This is a genomic window from Polaribacter sp. 2305UL8-11 (assembly GCF_058147165.1).
The window spans coordinates 36253-54946 of record NZ_JBYVJW010000010.1; the positions used below are offsets into that span (position 1 = coordinate 36253).

The window sequence follows — 18694 nt, forward strand, 5'->3', positions numbered from 1 at the left end:
AATGTATGAGTACAGTAAAAGGATTAAGTGAAGATGATTTTAGAACAGCAAAAAATAATGAAGAGTTATTAGGTTTAATCAAAGAAAAAAACAGTTCATTTAAAAAAGTAGAAAAAACACTTCAATACAATAAAGAGCTACGTTTACTACAAATAGAGTTGGTAAAATTACAACGTTGGATTTCTAAAACCAACCAACGAGTTGCAATTATTTTTGAAGGAAGAGATGCTGCTGGTAAAGGAGGTAATATTAGAAGGTTTATGGAGCATCTAAACCCACGTTCTAGTAGGTTAGTAGCCTTAAATAAGCCTACAGAAGTAGAAAAAGGACAATGGTATTTCCAAAGATATATTAAAGAGCTACCAAACCCAGGAGAAATTGTTTTTTTTGATAGAAGCTGGTATAATAGAGCAGTTGTAGAACCAGTTATGGGCTTTTGTTCCGACCAACAATACAAAGAGTTTTTAGTACAAGTTCCAGAATTTGAGCACATGATGTATGAAGATGGTGTAATTATTATTAAGTTTTGGTTGTCTATAACTAAAGGAGAACAGTTAAAACGTTTTGATGCTCGTATGGAAAACCCTTTAAAAAGATGGAAATTTAGTCCAGTAGATAAACAAGGACAAACCCTGTGGGATAAATACACGCATTATAAGTTAGAAATGTTTAGCAAAACACATACAACATACAGCCCATGGATGATGGTAAAAACGAACGACAAAAAAACAGCTAGATTAGAAGCAATGAGACACGTTTTATCTCAGTTTGATTATGAAGGTAAACAAGATGCTAAAACAATTTTAAATCCAGATCCGAATGTAGTAATGCGTTACTATAGATCTAATATACACGTAGACTAATTATGGCGAATAAGTTAAAAGAAAAAGAGTTAAAAAGATTAAACTCTAAAAAAGGTTTATTGGCTCTGTTAGCTAAACAACCCTTAAACATAGATAGAGCACTTAGGTATGTAAACTACCAAAAAAAATTAGAAGAATTACAGGTAGAGTTAATACGCTTACAAACTTGGGTAATTAAAAATAATGAAAGAATTATTGTAGTATTTCAAGGAAGAGATGCAGCAGGTAAAAGTGGCGCAATTAGGAGGTTAACAGAAAGAATAAATCCTAGACACATGAGAATTGTTGCATTGCCAAAACCAACTGCAGATGAGCAAACACAATGGTATTTTCAAAGATATGTAGAGCAGTTACCAAAAGCTGGAGAGATTGTTTTTTTTGATAGAAGTTGGTACAACAGAGCTGTTGTAGAACCCGTAAATAATTTTTGTACACCAAAAGAGTACGATATATTTATGAACCAAGTAAATGATTTTGAAAGAATGGTTTTAGAATCTGGTATACATTTGGTAAAAATTTACATGTCTATTTCTAAAAAAGAACAAGCCAAACGTTTTGTAGAAATAAAAAGCGACCCTTTAAAACAATGGAAAATGACCAAAATAGATGAGAGGGCTCAAGACTTATGGGATGATTATACAGAATACAAAAACGCAATGTTTGCTAAAACAAACACAGTAATTTCTCCTTGGAAAATTATAAGAGCAAATAGAAAAACAGAAGCTAGGATAAATGTAATTAATCACATTTTAAATAGCATTCCTTACGATAAAGATATAGAAATTTAAGAAGTCAACTTTTTTACTTCTGCAAATATGTAATGTATTTCTGCAGCAATTTGTTTAGAGGTTTTTAAATAAGTTTCTTCTTGTAAATTGATGCCATCAGAAAATTTTGGATCTACAAAGGGTAAATGAAACCTAGCAATAGCTGTAGGTATAAATGGGCAGTTAGCGTCTGCATTATTACAGGTAGTTATAGCTATAAAAGGATTTTTGTTTTCTGGATGATCAAATCTTTTAGAAAAACCATAGATAGAAGTGTTAGATCCTGCAAAAGAAATAACATATTTTGGATTTTGATGAGAAAAATCTGCCAATTGAAAATTAAAACCAACTTTTTGTAAAGTTTTTACGGTATTTCTATAAAAAGCAGTTACTTCTGTACCTCCAGAAAAAGAGTGTATGTTCAAATTAAAATAATTGGCTGCAAAAAAACTCCAGACTTGCCCTAATTGACTTCTTCTAGAATTGTGAGTACAAATAAAATTAAGATTTACAATACCTTCTTTTTTATACTCAATAGCAATGCTGTTTGCAATTTTAAATAATAATTTTTTTCTATCGGCATCAATAATTACAGATTTAGTAGCTTTTTTAAAGAAGTTTTCTGTAGAAATTGTAGAAGTCATTATCATCTTAGTATTTTTGTACAAATATAAAGGCTTGTAAATTTAAATAGAATTAAGAAAAAGTTAAGAATGTGTTTACAAATTGGAAATAAAGTTGCAGTTTTAGACGATGTTTTAAAAGGAGAAATTATTTCAATTTTAGAGAATGATGTTTCTGTGCAAACTGCAGATGGTATGATTTTTAAATTCAAAGCTTCAGAATTGGTAAAGATCACTAAAGAACAAAATGAATTATCTAAATTTTCTGATATAAATAACCCATTGTTAAAAGATAAAATAACAAGTAGCAAACCAAAGAAAAGCTTATTTAAAAAAGAAAAGAAAGAAATTATTTTAGAAGTAGATTTGCATATTAATCAACTTGTAAAGTCTACAAGAAATATGGATAATTATGATATGTTAAACCTACAATTAGATACTGCCAAAAGAAAAATAGAATATGCAATTTCTAAAAAAATATCTAAAGTTGTTTTTATCCATGGAGTAGGAGAAGGGGTTTTAAAAGGAGAATTACTACGTTTATTAAATAAATACCCTGTAAAACATTATGATGCATCTTATAAAAAATATGGTTTGGGAGCTACAGAAGTTTATGTTTTTCAAAATTCTAATTAATTGTAATTTTGTAAAATGAATCCTATTTATTTAGACAACGCAGCAACCACTAAAATAGATGCACAAGTTTTAGAAGTAATGCATACATCTATGCAAGAAAATTTCGGAAATCCTTCCTCTACACATCAATTTGGAAGAAAAGCAAAATCTGCTGTAGAAACTGCTAGAATAAATATAGCGAATCATTTAAACGCATCTGCGTCAGAAATTATTTTTACAAGTAGTGGTACAGAAGCAGATAATTTAATATTGCACAACGCAATTTTAAACTTAGATGTTAAAAGAATCATAACTACAAAAATAGAACATCATGCAGTTTTACATACATGTAAGTATTTAGAAAAATCGAATCATATTAAGTTAGAATTTGTAAATATTGATGAATTTGGAGCTGTAAACCTTACTCATTTAGAAGAATTATTGGCTAAATCTAAAGAAAAAACATTGGTTAGTTTAATGTATATTAATAACGAAATTGGTAACATTTTACCAGTTGAGAATGTTTCTAATTTATGTTTACAATACAAAGCTTTATTTCATACAGATGCTGTGCAAGCCATTGGTCATTACCACATTAATTTAAAACAAAATCCAATAGATTTTCTAGCTGCAAGTGCTCACAAATTTCATGGACCAAAAGGTGTTGGGTTTGCTTACTTTAAAAAAGGAATTGGAATTTTACCAATGTTACATGGAGGAGATCAAGAAAAAGGTGCAAGATCTAGCACAGAAAATGTACACAGTATTTTAGGGATGGAAAAAGCACTAGATATTGCCATTTCTAATTTAGAAAAAGATACAATTTATCTTAAAGAATTAAAACAATATTTTATTTCGGAATTAAAAAAGATCTCAAAAATCATACAATTTAATGGTTTTTCGGACGATTTAGAAAAAAGTACTTACACTATTTTAAATGTACGTTTTCCTGTAAACAATACTTTGCTATTATTTAGTTTAGATTTAGCTGGAATAGCTGTGTCTGGAGGTAGTGCCTGCCAAAGTGGAAGTAATAAGGGGTCTCATGTTTTATCAGAAATTTTAAATGAAAAAGAAGCAGATAAAACTTCTGTGCGTTTTTCTTTTTCTAAATACACTACTAAAGAAGAAATTGATAAAACAGTTAAAAAAATAAAAGAATTACTTTAAGTTCTTTCTTCTATACCATTGTTTTTTACCATAAAAATAATACCTGATAACACACCAGTAATCATTAATAAAAAAGTTATCACATCAATTTCTAATCCAGGAGGTGGAGGAGGAGGCATTGGTGGTGGAACAACTTGTATATAAAGCGTTTTTATTATCATTTAAAAAATTACTAAATAAATATATAGATATTGTTTATCTCTTTATATTATTTACGTAATTTTTTAGACTGTGGTTTTGTTAACTTTTGTTAAAATTTTTGTTTCTTTTTGTCATTAAATAAGCACCAAATATAATGGCTGTTATAAATAAATAGATAGTAATATTATTAATAGGAACACCTGGAGGACCTGGAGGACCTGGTGCAGGAGGTGGAAGCAATATAAATATTGCTTTTATGTAACTAATCATTAGGGGTAGGGGTTTTAGGGGATTTTTACTTTAATTAATTAATATTTTTTTTGATAATTTTCCTTTGTTTGTATATAGTTTTAAAATTGTTATTTTTTGTTTGTTTAAATTTATAGATAATTTATTTTTTTGATATTGAGATGAATCTATTGTCCAAGATTTTATTTTCTGTCCTAATATATTATACAATTCAGCTTTATTTACAGCAATATCATTGCTTGGTATGATGTTAATTTCTTGATTAGATTTATTATAATAAATAGAAATATTTGCATTTAAAAAATCTTCATTAGATAAGGTAGTTGACTTTTGCTTGATAAACGAAATGAAAAAACGATTTTCGTAAGTGCCTTTTTTTAGCTTTAATTTTACTTTGTTTTTATCGAATAAAGAATGAGAAATACCTGTTTCTTTGTCAAATAAAAATACTTTTTTGTTAATTAAATTCCATTGATCTATTTGTATGGAAATTTCATCATCTTTTGCGGTTGTTATTTCTAGTGGTACTAATAATTTATCAGAGATTTCTCCAACACCAGCAATAATATATTTTGCTTCGTTTTTTGGAAATTTCCAGTACATATCTGTGTTTCCTAAATCAAAAATTTCGCTGTCATATCCATTGTCATAAGCATAAGAATTATTTTTATTAAAAGAAACTCCTATTTGACGACGTACTTTTTTATCGTCAGCAATATGATATTCCATACTTATCTTTAAGATAGGCATTCTTCTTGCATCATGTATAGACTTAAAAAATACAGATTGAGCACCTTCTTGAATATATTCTCTTTGGCTATTGTTAAAAACGATAGGGCCTCCATCTGCATCACCACCCACAAAAAATCCTTGTCCTACAGCAATATATTCTTTTGGTTCTGTATAAGTAAAACCAGAACCAATACTAAATGAACAACTTATTTGACCATCAATATCTTTTAAAACCAGATGGTCTAAATTAATTATAGATACATCATTAGAAGTAAATGTAACTGTATTTCCTTGTTCTATACAGATTGGGATTTCTAAAGTTGTGTAATTAGCTTGTATTGGAAAGTTTACAGTTTGTACAGAGCTTCCGTTTATACTTAAATTTAAATTTTTTCCAGTAACAGATTTATATCTTATTCTTAAAGTATCTACTCCTCTTGATATTCTTGGAAAAGTGATAGATTCGTTATCATTATCTAAAACCACCACATTTGTTCCTAAATCATTAGTTGTAGTTGCTCCATTTAATGTTGCTTCTTCTGCTTGATTTGTTATGTTAAATGCACCTGTTAATGATTCATCATTCGCTAAAACACCCATAGCAATATTTCTTGTAGAATAACCTCCTATATAACCAGTGTAATTGTGTCCTCTACTTGCATCTGCCTCACTTGCATGTTGCCAAAAATATAAAGTCCCGTTAATAGAGTTTACATTATCTTCAATAAATTTTTTTGTACTAATAGCAGAGGAGAATGGGTTTCCTAATAAGTAAAACTGATTGGCTCCTACATTTGTGTTTAAATTCCCATCATTTGGTGTACCTACAAAAGTATAATTTTGAGTGCTTCCTGGTCCTTTTATTGTAAAACCATCTGTATTTAAAATTGGATTTGTATTTTTTTTATGCACCCAATTTGAAAGAATACCATCTGCACTTGCAAAAGTATATACCCATCTATAAGCTATAGAAATTGGTGATGATTTGTTACCATCTAAACCATCTATAAAATTAATATCTAATGCGTTAGAACTTGCAGATGTTGGAATAGTACCGTCTTTTAAAATAGCGTCTAAAGTAAATGTATTACCAGCACTCACAACTGGAGAACTCATATAATTATATCTATATTTACTTGGAGACTCAGAATTTTGATCGATATATAATTTTCCTGCTCCACTAACTTTTGACGTAGTTGCGTGAGTTTGTATTAATTGCGATGATCCTGCTAATCTAATTTCATCATTAGTGTTTGATAAAGTTATATTATCTGTAACCACTAAAAGATTATTTGTAATTGTTAATTTGCTATTATTATTTATAGTTAATTGTCTAGCACTTAATTTGTTTGAAGTTTCAAAATTTTCTTCAATAACAACCCTTCTTGTTCTATCAGGAAAACCATTGCTCCAAGCATTTCCTGTTCTATTTGTTGTACCAATTCTATGTTTACCAATTCTTAAATTAGATTCTGTGTTTGCAGTATTTATTTCTGATAATAATGGATCATGAGGATGTCTTTGTGGACCTCCAGAAGCTAAATCTCTATATGGGTCTAAATTATCATCTACAAAAGCAATCCACTCTGTATTTGTAAAGTATTTATTTGTGCTTGATATTTCATCATTTCTTACGTAAGAAGTGTTATTGGTAATATCATGGCTTGTTTCGTATCTGTTTTTCCAAGAAGTTGTGCCAGAAGAAAGACCTAATGGGTGTGTTAGTAATAAGATATCATTTCCGTCAGAAAAATTAGTAATTGCAGCATTGACAATTCCTGTATAAGATGAGCCAGCAGCAGTTATTAAAATAGAAGCTCCAGGAGCTAAATCTGATGAAATTGTATATAATACATCTGGTACAATACCTGTTTGACTACCAGTTTTATTTGTAAAAAGTGATAGTTTTATAGTATTTGCAAGAATTGTGTTTGTAGGATGAATGTTTGTAATTTCTATAACTCTTTCTGAAGAGGTTTGCAAAATTTGAGTTATTAATGGAGTGCCAGATAGGTGTGTATCCCTATAATCTACATCACCTATCGTGAGCACATCCCCATCTATATCCGTTAAAGTTGTGGGGTCATTAATATTTGCGTTTACATCTGAAAAATTGTCTATTACCAAAGTATTGTCTATTCCGTTTGTACCTACTATGCCATCAGTTTTTCCATCAGAATTTGCATCAGTTAAACCAGCTCCAGACTCTACAATATCAAAAATTGTATCTCCATCAGCATCAAAATCTACATAATCTGCTTTTTCGTCTGCATCTGTATTTATTGCAGTTAGGCCAGTTCCGTAAGCAGTGTCTAAACCATTTGCTCCGTAAGTATAATTAGGGGTTATATAATCTATAGTAGTTTGTGCTTCTATATTATCAGGAATTCCGTCATTATCAGAGTCTAAATCTTTATCATTTGTAAGTCCATCACCATCAAAATCTATATCTGTAGCAAAACAAGACTGTGCAGATGTACCATAAACAAAGCTGTCTATACCATGTGCATCTCTAGCACAAGCACTTGTATCTCCACTAACTATTGTGGTTTTTATTTCTACGTTAGATATTGCTGTTGAGTTGATAAAACCAATAGTTGCCTCAGTTTGATTACCAATGTTAATACTATTGTTTACTAAAGTGGTTTTATCTCCTCTAAATAATTGCATTGTTCCAGGAGAATCATTACCAAAGTTATCAGCTTTCATGAATGCTAATAATTTTCCGTCTGCATAAACTTCTACTTCATATTTTGGATTTACAGTTCCAGATGTTGTATCAAAAACATCATTAATATCAAAACTAAAAGCATAAATGCTTGTTGTAAAACTTATGTTTATAGAGTATGAGTTGCCAGTTACTGCCCCTCTTTCTGGAACTATATAAATTGCAGAAGAAGAGCCACCAGAGGTAAACTCGCTACTTGTAGTAGTTCTTAGTTCTGAATTTCTTCCAACTGGTGTTGAAGAACAACCTACACCTGTTTCTGAATTGTAATTAGGGGCAAAATAATTTGATGTTAAAGATACAACACCATCATTAGAAGCAGAGGTTGGATTTATACCAAAATATACTCTGTCATTTAAAGACAATGGAGAGGAGCTTGATGCTGGGCTTTCTGTGGCATAATTTGTTGATGTATCATCTAAAACCCTAAGATTAATTCCTCTTGAGAATGCAGCTTGTTGGAAACCAGATTCTTGATATCCTAAACCATTGGTGTTGTTACCAATGCCAAATACACTATAGGTTGTATCTACCCAAGTTTCTGCATCACCAGCAGGATTTGCACTACCAGGAATAACACAGTTTTCATCTGTATCTATGATACCATCATTATCATCATCTACATCTACTGAGTCTGGATAGCCATCTCCATCTGTATCTACATCTATAATTGTAAATTGAGCTGATACAAAAGTAATATCATATTTAGGATTATTAAGGGTACCTTGGTTAATAGTATATGTACCTGTAGTTTCTCCTGGATTTCTTGATAAACTTCCAGATAACGTGTCTCCACTCTCTAAACTACCAGATGTAATTGTATATGTTAATGTTGGATCTGCACTACCTAAAGTTTTAGATTGACCAGAATTAGCTGTTACAGTAATTGGTATTAAAGAAGCAGAAGTTGCCTTAATTACTAAATCATCTAAACCTGCTTCTATAATATCTCCACCACCAGTTCCATCTGATGCACTGGCTCTAAGTAAAACAACAGAACCAGAAGGGATTGTAGAGGTAACTTCTGTCCAAGTAGGATTAATTATTCTTACATCTCCTATATTTACTAAATCTGACCATGAACTACCATTATTTAATGAAATTTCTAATCGAAAGAAATCTCCAGCATCATCTGCATTATCTCTTTGTCCGAAAAAATACCAAATAGATAATTCTGCATTTGTATTTACAGTGTAGCTTGGAGATGTTGCTACAACCACTCCAGCATCTACGTCGTTAGAACCTACTGTTGTATTTTGACCAGTAATTAACGCATTTGTTCCTGTAGGTGTATGGTCGTCTTCTACTTGAAAATTTGTTCCTGCAGGATCTATATTTACCCAACCACCTCTAGGAGCAGTTGTTCCTGTTGTAGACCAAGTTGCACCACTTTCAAAATCTTCTGAAAATAGGGGAGTATAGCATAAATTTAAGGTAAAAGAATTTATTATACCACCATCTTGTGCAGTATCATCTGTTACCTCTAATACCCAATTTCCAGCAGAATTTTCTGAATTAAAATCGCTTAAACTTCCTTCAGGATTAAATGTTCCATTAATTGTTGAATTTCCAGTTGGTAATGTATTAGAAGAAGCATCATCAAAAGTTGCTGTGTAGTTATCTCCATTTCCTCCATTATCTGTAGATAATTCTACTCTTGTTCCATTTGGAGAAATGAGGTATATATCTAAGTCTTCATTCCAAGTATGATTGATGTTTATAGTTACATTTACATCAGATATGATAAAACTATCAGAAACATTAATTGTAGAATTATAAGTCACACCTCCAGCAGTAGAAATAGTTGTGCCAGGGCTAACTGTATAGTTCGTACAAATTTGAGCTGTTAAATTTGCATTTAGCAAAAAAAACATAAATGATAATAAATACCACTTACTTTTAGATTTAGGGGTCATAAAGTAATACATTTAGGGGTGTTACATAACAATAAAGCTACATAACTATGCTGCTAATATATAATTTTTTTTTAATTAAAAACAATTTTTTTTAATCTCTTATATTTATTATAACAAAAAAGAGCAGTATAACTGCTCTTTTTTCTTGGGATTTAACTAAAAATTATTCGATTATTAATTTCTTTGTAAGTGTACCAGATTCTGTATATACTTTAACAATATATACTGTATTTGGTAGTTTGTTTACTTTTAAATTATATTTATTTTTAGTCTCTAAGTTTTTCCAATTGTTTACTTTTTGACCAATAATATTAAATAATTCTACATGATTGATTTTTAAACCGTTTTGATTGTGGATTATCAACTCATTGGCATTATTATTCATAAATACAGTAAGGTCTTTGTTTAAAATCTCGTTTTCTGTATTTAAAGTGCTTTTACCATTGTTAAAAGTTAAGAAGAATCTGTCTTTGTAAATACCTTTATTTATTGTTAATTCTACTAAATTATCTTCTGATAATTCATAAAATGTATTTGTTAATGTATCTTCTATATATACTTTTTTAGAAATGTTTCTAATATTATCTATTTGAACTAAAATTGGTTTGTCTGTATCTATTTTAAATACTAACGGAACTTTTAAAGTACTTGTAATTTCTGAAACACCAGCAATAATTAAGTTTTTATCAGAATAATCTGCAAAATTCCAGTAGAAATCTGTGTCTCCTAAATCGTAAATTTCGCTATCAAAACCATTATCAAACCTAAAATCATTTCCTCTTCTAAAAGATATACCTATTTGTCTATGTAAATCTGCATTACTAGGGCTTTTATAATTAAATCCTAACTTTAGTACTGGTAGTAAATCTACATGTTGTTCTTGTTTCTTTTTGGTATTACCTTTAAAGAAATAAGTTCCTGAACCACCTCCAGAACCATCTGTAGTGTAATTGTCATCTTGAAAAGCTCTCATAGAGTTTTCAAACCTTACAGTACCTCCATTATTTGACGAAGAAACGAAAAATCCTTGACCAACAGCAATATATCTATTAGGTGCATGATAAGTACCATTTCCAATACTTGGTAGATTTCCTTTTCTTAATTTAATGTTGTTAATACCAATTTTAAATGGTGTTGTACTTGTTATTTTAAAACTGGTAATATCTTCCCAAGAAACTGCAACTGTATTACTTAATATTAAAGATAGTGTATTTGTTAGTGTAGATACTACACTATTTCTACCACCATTAGGTGTTATAGTTACATTTAATGGAGTTATACCTAAAAGATTATTAAATAAAGTAATACTTTCTACATCTACTTTAGCATCAAAAGAAATTTCCATTTCATAGGTACCTAAACCAGCATTGTTTGTAACAGCCAAATCTGATGGTAAAACTGGTAAACTAATATCTTCTAAGTTTGGTGTTCCAGAAGAAAAGCCTACAGAAGCCGTAACTCCATCTACAGTTTGGGTAACTTTATTACCATTTACTGTTGCATTTTCCCAATCAAAAGTTAACGCTGCTTGAGCAGGAACACTATTTGCAGCAACACCCATAGCAATATTTCTTTGTGAATATCCACCTTGGTAACCTGTTAAATTATGTCCTTCTGAACTAGCAGGAACAATATTATCTTCTCCAGTATGCTCCCAGAAATATAAAGTTCCGTCAATTTCATTAATATTGGTATTGATAAAGTTAACTGCATCTAAGGCACTAGGATATGGATTACCAATTAAACTAGTTTTATTAGCTACAAAATTAAAGGTGATAGAACCATCATTTGGTGTACCTATAAATGTAAAGTTTTGAGGATTTTGACCTGTACTTTTCATAGAATACCCTTGCCCTCTTTCTATTACACCTGTACCCCATTTTTGTTGCCATTCTGATTGAGTTGCACCATTTAAATATGTGTAAATCCAATAAGGAGCAATTTTAATTACAGCTGGTGGAGTAGCAGGAGCACCATCATACTGGTTACCATTTTCAGACCAATCTATTGACCTTGCAGTAGAAGATTCTGACGTTGGTATATTACCATCAAACATAACACTACCCACTCTAAAATTATCTTTATTTAATTCTCTTACTGGAGAGGTCCAATAATGATATCTATAAATACTTGGTACAATTGCAGCTTGATCTCTATATAGTTTTCCAGTACCTTGCACATTTGATAATCCACTGTGTGTTTGAACTAATTGACCATTTCCAATTAGTTTTAATTCACCATCTAAAATAAAGTCTTCATCAAATTCTAAATATTGATTATCTTGAACCATTAATTTAGAGTTTGCTTTAATCCAAACACACTCTACTTCTACATTTTCTGCTAATATTGCATGATTTGAAGTTCCTTCAGAATCTATAACCATTACTTTATCTACATCTGCAGCATTAGTACTTGGTCCACCAGTTATACTTCCACTATTTCCACCTTTCCATCTATCTGCAGCATTTGTGGTTGCTCCATTCCAAAAAATACCATTTATTTCTGTATAAGTAAAGTATTTTATTCCGTTAAAATCATAATTAGCAGCGTATACATTTTCACTGTTTATAGTTGTAGCTGTTAAAGGAACATAATCTACATTTGTTGTAAAAGCGGCATCATCTGCAACTTTAAGTACTTTTAATGTATTTGAAGTGTTTAAAGGGGTATTTAAGGTAGATTGTCTTATTGCTATTTGAACAGAGCCTACAGATCCGTTTTCTACAATTTTCCATGTTCTACCAATTGTTTTTTCTGGAGCACAGATTAATTCTGAAGTAGAAACAGTATTGATAGTTCCGTTATTATTACCCCAAACTAAAAAGTCTTTATTAGAAGCAAATGTATTGGTGTTTAATGCGTTTGTACTAGCAATAGCGCTTAAACCGATAGTTATTTCTGCATCTAAGTTTACTGATTTAGATTGTTTTTGATTTAAAGCCATAGCATCATCTCTACCAATACCAGCAACATCGTTATGGAAAGTGGCATTTGCAGTATAATCCCAAACTTTTGGTGTGCCTCCAGTTAAAATATAGTCTCCTTCTGTAATAGAACCGCTATTATCTGTAGCGCTTAATGTAAAACCATATTTTATAGCTAAATATGTTTCTACTTGTTGTCTTCTTGCATCTGTATGTGCATCACTGTACAAGATTACTTCTGCAACACTACCATTAATAGTTCTATTGTTTTGGTTTCTATCTCTACCTACATAATAGTTTCTATTTTCATTTGAAATATTTGAATTAAATACTCTTGAATGTAATTCGAAGTTATCTGGTCTATCATGTACAAGGAAATCACTTGTTAAGCCGTTTACATATTCAGCACCGTTTCTAACATCAATTGGAGTAAATGTTCCATTGTATATTTGAGTATCATCTGAATGTCCATGTCCAATACCATCTGCATCATTATTGGTAAAAGGAGTTGTCCATTGGGCAGTAGAAGTATCATTGTAAACAATGTACATTGTTCTAGGATTTAGATTGTCATTGTTACGAATTAATGCATCATTATTTGCAGGGTTAAATGTTATAACTGGGTTAAAGTTTAATAGATTTGCTGTAGCATCTGGTGCTTGTGAGGCAATGGATGTAAAGTCTAAACTTGCAGTTTGATCTTCCCACAGACTTACGTTTGCACCACCAGTTACATTTTTATCTGCACGTAACCATAATGTATTACCAGCGTAATTTGGTGTTACAGGATCATTATCATCATCTCTGTAATCTACATCATCTGTATTTACATCAGAATCTACATCTGGTAAATCTGTTGATGGTGTGTTAATTTCATCATTTACGTCATAACCATCATTTAAATTTGAACCTTCAAAATTATCGTCTAGACCATCTCCATCTGTATCGTTTCCACTGATAGCATTGTCTGAGTCTCCATTTTCTTGAATGTCTGGGATTCCATCATTGTCTGAATCTAAATCTAAATAATCTGGATTTACTGGTCCAGAATCATTATCTGTATTTCTTGGTGTTGTAGAGATATCTGTACCACCTTGTGCAACTTCATAATTATCATCTAAACCATTGTTGTTTCCGTCTGTGATTCCGTTTCCAATTCCACTTGGAGCTATGTAACCCACAGTAGGTTGTGCTTCTATATTGTCTGGAATTCCATCATTATCTGCGTCTATATCTAAGTGGTTTGGTACACCATCATTATCAAAATCATACACATCTGGAATTCCATCATTATTTGAGTCTGTATAGTTTGTTAAACTGCTATCTCCAGCATTTCCACCATCGGAATTATCTCTGTAATTAGGGATTCCATCACCATCTTCATCACCATCAGGATTGTTACCACCACTTTCTGAGATATCAGTTATTCCATCATTATCATCATCTATATCTAAATTGTTAGCAATACCGTCTTTATCTGTATCTACACCTACTACTGTATCTCTATAATCTAAATCTCCTCCTATATTAACGTCGTTATCACTATCAGTAAAATTGTCTTTTACTGTGTTATCAAAGCTACCATTTACATCATTATAAGTATCTCCATTGTCTAAAGTATTTAATAAACCGTTATTACCTACTGGACCAGTTGCTCTTCCTCCAGAATTTGGTGTAATGGTTGTTAAACCTGACTCTAAAATATCGAATGTTCCATCTCCATCAGAATCTAAATCTAAATAATCTGGAATGGTATCTGCACCCACAGTTGCTGTTGCATCTGTGTTTTGTGGTGTAATTCCTGTACCATAAGCTAAATCTATACCAGTACTACTAAAACTTCCTGTTGGAGGGATGTAATTTGCTGTAGATTGTGCTTCGAAATTATCTGGAATTCCATCATTATCTGAATCTAAATCTACGTAATCAAAAACGCCATCATTATCACTATCTAAAGGTGTACAAAAATTTAGATCTCCAAGAGCAATATCTTGATGACCAGATATGGTACCTGTTCCAGTATTTTTATAGACAATTTGCATTTTAATAATCCAAGCAGGTATTGCATTTATTGTAAGATTGGTGTTTACACCTGTTGTACCTACTGTACCTGAACCTGTAAAATTTCTTGTTGTTGTATTAAATGAAAATGTTTTTCCAACTGTACTATAGTCTGTTGGTTGTAACAAATACCTTGTACCATCTTGTTTTGTAAGGAAAATTTCTACATTATCTATAGTTTGTGCGTTGTCTATGTTGATGTCATAGATGGTAAAAGATAAGCCATAAATAGGGTCGCTAAAATCGAAAATTGTTCTTGAAAGACCGCTTATGATACCTCTTTGATGAAAATTTAGTGAGCTATTTGTTGTTATATTATCGTTAACTCTAAAATTACTATCACTAGACACATTTGAAGTTCTTGACACTGTTACGTTTACACTATTTACAGTTTTTGTAGCTGCAGTTACTGGATCATCTCCATTTGTAACTAATGTTCCGTTTGGAGATGTTACTTGGTATAAAGTTTCCCAAACGTAAGGAGCAGTTGTTGGTGTACAAGAACCAATTTCTAAAACATCTAAAATACCATCATTATCATCATCTAAATCTATTTGGTTGCTAATTCCATCTCCATCTTTATCGTTTGTAAATGTATCATCTCTATAATCTACATCTCCGCCAGTAAAGACATCTCCATCTGCATCAGGGAAGTTATTTGCTTGAGAATTATCGAAACTACCATTTACATCTGTGTAGTTGTCTCCATTGTCATAATTATTGTCTAAACCATTTGTGCCTACATTACCAGATAAAACAATATTTGCTTCTATATTGTCTAAAATACCATCGTTGTCAGAATCGTTTTCTAAATAGTCTTTTAAGCCATCTCCATCTGTGTCTTGTGGCGTTAATCCTCCTGTATAAGCTGTATCTACACCATTAGGTGCAAAAACACCATTAGGTATGATATAACCTACTGTAGGTTGCGCTTCTATATTATCTGGAATACCATCATTATCTGAGTCTAAATCGAAAGAGTTTGGTATACCATCTCCATCTGTATCTTTTAGCATTGAAGAACATGCTATGTTTAAAGTATATTCTAATGCTAAGTCTGCAGTGGCTTGACCACCAAGTTCGTCACAAAAATTTCCTACACCAGCTAAGGTTGTTGCTCTAACTCTAATACCTGGAACTCCAGAACCAATATCTATTACTGTTAATGTTTGGTTAACAGCTGGAGCAACAGCATCTAAAGTTGCACTACATTGAATACCAGTAGTTAGTAAAGTTGGTGTATTTATAGAACCATTAAATCTTAGTGTAAACCCCTCATTAGAAGCTGCAGTTTCTATATCTCCTCTTGCTCTTACATTACTAACTGTTACAAAATCACCAATAGTAACACCTAATGAAGTTAGGTTTATTGACCTAGTTGTTTCTGAACCTCCACCTGAGACAGTTAATCTACTAACTGCTGTTGTTAAGTTTCCAGTACAGGTTGTAGCATTTTCTACAGTGTCTAAAATACCATCATTGTCATCATCTAAATCTACAGCATCTGGGATACCATCATTGTCATTATCACTAAAAGAAGAATCTGCATCTCTATAATCTACGTCGCCTCCAGAATTTACATCACCATCTGCATCAGGGAAATTGTCTGTTTGTGTGTCATCAAAAGTACCATTAATATTGGCTAACGTATATCCATCACCAGCATCATAATTAGCATCCAAACCATTAGCACCATAGTTTCCGCTTAAAGAAAGATTGGCTTCAATTCTGTCTGAAGTACCATCGTTGTCTGAATCTAAATCTAAATAATCTGGAATGGCATCATTACCACTGTCTGTGTTAATTAATCCAGTTCCACCAGCACCACCTAGACCAGTTGCGCCTGCTGTGTCGTTATTTTCGTAAATACTATATAATCCATTGGCACCTACTGTTCCACTTGGTGCTACATAACCTGTTGTTGATTGTGCTTCTATATTGTCTGGAATACCATCATTATCTGAATCTAAATCTATAATATTTGGTACGCCATCTCCATCTGTATCACAAATTTCTGTAAAACCTTGGTACCTAACATTATCTATTTGCAATTCTCCACCACCAGTACCAGCAACTTCTAAATTTATTCTGATATATCTTGCAGCTGCTGATAATTTATATTGTTTATTTTGTTCTGAATTAATAGCAATCCAATTATAAACCTTAGGGTTTGTAAAAGTATTAGTTGTTGTTGTAGTAGATTGTTGTACTTTCATTACATGATCTATGTTATTTGTAACACGAGATTCTATTTCTATAATGGTATTTTTAGGTACAACTCTTCCTAAATCTATTGTTAATATGTCTGTTATGGCATTTAGTCCCGCTCTTTGATTATTAGAACCAATAGCAAAAGTCGGGTTACTAACACTTGTACTACTTTGCACAGCAGAGGCATTACTAGCACTAACGTTAGCTGTTGCACATTCTACTGTATCTATAATACCATCATTATCATCATCTATATCTACAGAATCTGGAATGCCATCTCCATCAGTATCTTTTCCTGTTGCAGTGGTTGCATCTCTCCAGTTAACATCATCAGGAGAATCTGCAGCATTGGTATTTGGGAAGTTATTTAGTTGTGTGTTATCAAAACTACCATTAGGGTCTGTATAATTTGGGCCATTATCATAGGCATTATCCAAACCATTGGTTCCTACAGTGCCAGAAAGATTTAAGTTTGCTTCTATAGTGTCTGAAACACCATCACCATCAGAGTCTAAATCTAAATAATCTGGATTACCATTGCTTTCAAAATTTATAAGTCCAGCACCACCAGCACCACCTAAACCGTTGGCACTTGCTGTGTCATTACCACTTTCATAAGCACTATCTAATCCATTTGCACCAACAACTCCATTAGGAGCAATATAGCCTGTTGTAGATTGTGCTTCTATAATATCTGGAATACCATCACCATCTGCATCTAAATCTAAATGATTTGGCACACCATCATTATCAAAATCAAAAATATTTGGCACACCATCTCCGTTAATATCATCATAATTTGTAGAGCTGCCATCTCCAGTACCATCATCTCTTGTGTCTAAATAGTTTGGTAATTTATCTCCATCTTCATCACCTAGAGGGTCATAATATGTTCCATTTACAGTTGTTTCTACAGTATCTATAATACCATCATTATCGTCATCTATATCTATAGTGTCTGGAATACCATCTTTATCTGTATCTACTTCATCTACGGCATTTATTTCTACTGCAATATTTACTTCTTCTAGAAGTTGTGAATTTTGATTCGCAGAAGTAAAACCCCCATCATTTCTAGGATAAAAAGTTATTGATACTTCACCATTTACATCTGGTGTACCTACAAAAAATGTTTTTGCTATCGACCAAGTTTCTTTAGAAATAGATATAATAGTTTGTCTGGGGTTTGTGTCAATTTGATAGTCAAACTTATCCATATAAGTTCCTGCATAATACGCATTGTTTCCTGCACCTCCATCTTGGTTACTAATGCTTGTCATTGCATAAATAGTAACAGTATATAATTTATTAGCAACTAAGTTTCCTATTTTTGCTGTTACAGATTCTTCAGGAAAATCTGGTCCTACGTCTCTAATGGAAATCCAAGTTGAATGACCTGTTGGAGGCAATGGAAGAGGAGAGGAAGCCCAAGTAGCTCCACCACCTGTTGTAGCTTCACCTCCAGAAACTAATCTTCCAGAGATATCTGGTGTACCACCTGTATCTAACCAACCAGTGGGTGTACAATCGCCACATGTTGTTGCAGATGATCCTGTACTTGGTATAGTTTGCGAAAAAGATTCTGAATTAAAGAATATGAAAAACAGTAATAAAGATGATACTGTTAATTTTTTTAATGATGATAAGTATTGAATTTCCCCAAATTCAGATACCTGAAAAAACATTTTTTTCAT

9 protein-coding genes are annotated in these 18694 nt (G+C 31.8%); 4 read left to right on the plus strand and 5 right to left on the minus strand.

Annotated elements, in window-relative coordinates:
- Positions 1-5: 5 nt before the first annotated feature.
- Both ppk2 (ACY2RW_RS10455) and ppk2 (ACY2RW_RS10460) read left to right on the plus strand, forming a co-directional pair.
- A complete protein-coding gene (gene ppk2 / locus ACY2RW_RS10455) occupies positions 6-863 on the plus strand; it encodes a polyphosphate kinase 2 (RefSeq protein ID WP_490122673.1) in 858 nt (285 codons plus the stop codon).
- A gap of 2 nt (positions 864-865) precedes the next feature.
- The gene (ppk2, locus tag ACY2RW_RS10460; RefSeq protein WP_490122674.1) at positions 866-1651 is read left to right on the plus strand and encodes a polyphosphate kinase 2; all 786 of its coding nucleotides are present in this window, start codon (positions 866-868) and stop codon (positions 1649-1651) included.
- Here ppk2 (ACY2RW_RS10460) and ACY2RW_RS10465 read toward each other — a convergent pair.
- Positions 1648-2274 (minus strand): low molecular weight phosphatase family protein, encoded by a 627-nt coding sequence (locus ACY2RW_RS10465; protein WP_490122675.1) that lies wholly within the window; start codon positions 2272-2274, stop codon positions 1648-1650. The genes ppk2 (ACY2RW_RS10460) and ACY2RW_RS10465 overlap by 4 nt on opposite strands.
- Positions 2275-2343: 69 nt before the next feature.
- On the opposite strand from ACY2RW_RS10465, the gene ACY2RW_RS10470 reads away from it, so the two are divergent.
- Together ACY2RW_RS10470 and ACY2RW_RS10475 are read left to right on the plus strand one after the other, a co-directional pair.
- A complete protein-coding gene (locus ACY2RW_RS10470) occupies positions 2344-2889 on the plus strand; it encodes a DUF8465 domain-containing protein (RefSeq protein WP_490122676.1) in 546 nt (181 codons plus the stop codon).
- A 15-nt stretch (positions 2890-2904) separates the two neighbouring features.
- Positions 2905-4038: a cysteine desulfurase family protein gene (locus ACY2RW_RS10475; protein ID WP_490122677.1), complete on the plus strand. Its 1134-nt coding sequence runs from the start codon at positions 2905-2907 to the stop codon at positions 4036-4038.
- On the opposite strand, the gene ACY2RW_RS10480 is transcribed toward ACY2RW_RS10475, so the two are convergent.
- From ACY2RW_RS10480 to ACY2RW_RS10495, 4 genes are all read right to left on the minus strand, one after another.
- Positions 4035-4199, minus strand: coding sequence for a hypothetical protein (locus ACY2RW_RS10480; protein WP_490122678.1), 165 nt, complete (start codon positions 4197-4199; stop codon positions 4035-4037). The two genes, ACY2RW_RS10475 and ACY2RW_RS10480, sit on opposite strands and share 4 nt — an antisense overlap.
- A 79-nt stretch (positions 4200-4278) precedes the next feature.
- Complete coding sequence (locus ACY2RW_RS10485) at positions 4279-4449, minus strand: hypothetical protein (protein ID WP_490122679.1); 171 nt, start codon at positions 4447-4449, stop codon at positions 4279-4281.
- Positions 4450-4479: 30 nt separating this feature from the next.
- A complete protein-coding gene (locus ACY2RW_RS10490; protein WP_490122680.1) occupies positions 4480-9804 on the minus strand; it encodes a DUF8693 domain-containing protein in 5325 nt (1774 codons plus the stop codon).
- A 163-nt stretch (positions 9805-9967) separates the two neighbouring features.
- Positions 9968-18694 carry a DUF8202 domain-containing protein gene (locus ACY2RW_RS10495; protein ID WP_490122681.1) on the minus strand — a complete coding sequence of 2909 codons (8727 nt, stop codon included), beginning with the start codon at positions 18692-18694 and terminating at the stop codon, positions 9968-9970.

Excerpts from the sequence above, each read along its gene's own strand:
- ACY2RW_RS10480 (WP_490122678.1), bottom strand. The coding sequence starts at position 4,199 with ATGATAATAAAAACGCTTTATATACAAGTTGTTCCACCACCAATGCCT.
- ACY2RW_RS10495 (WP_490122681.1), bottom strand. The coding sequence starts at position 18,694 with ATGAAAAAAATGTTTTTTCAGGTATCTGAATTTGGGGAAATTCAATAC.
- ACY2RW_RS10490 (WP_490122680.1), bottom strand. The coding sequence starts at position 9,804 with ATGACCCCTAAATCTAAAAGTAAGTGGTATTTATTATCATTTATGTTT.
- ppk2 (WP_490122674.1), top strand. The coding sequence starts at position 866 with ATGGCGAATAAGTTAAAAGAAAAAGAGTTAAAAAGATTAAACTCTAAA.
- ACY2RW_RS10485 (WP_490122679.1), bottom strand. The coding sequence starts at position 4,449 with ATGATTAGTTACATAAAAGCAATATTTATATTGCTTCCACCTCCTGCA.
- ACY2RW_RS10470 (WP_490122676.1), top strand. The coding sequence starts at position 2,344 with ATGTGTTTACAAATTGGAAATAAAGTTGCAGTTTTAGACGATGTTTTA.
- ACY2RW_RS10475 (WP_490122677.1), top strand. The coding sequence starts at position 2,905 with ATGAATCCTATTTATTTAGACAACGCAGCAACCACTAAAATAGATGCA.
- ACY2RW_RS10465 (WP_490122675.1), bottom strand. The coding sequence starts at position 2,274 with ATGACTTCTACAATTTCTACAGAAAACTTCTTTAAAAAAGCTACTAAA.
- ppk2 (WP_490122673.1), top strand. The coding sequence starts at position 6 with ATGAGTACAGTAAAAGGATTAAGTGAAGATGATTTTAGAACAGCAAAA.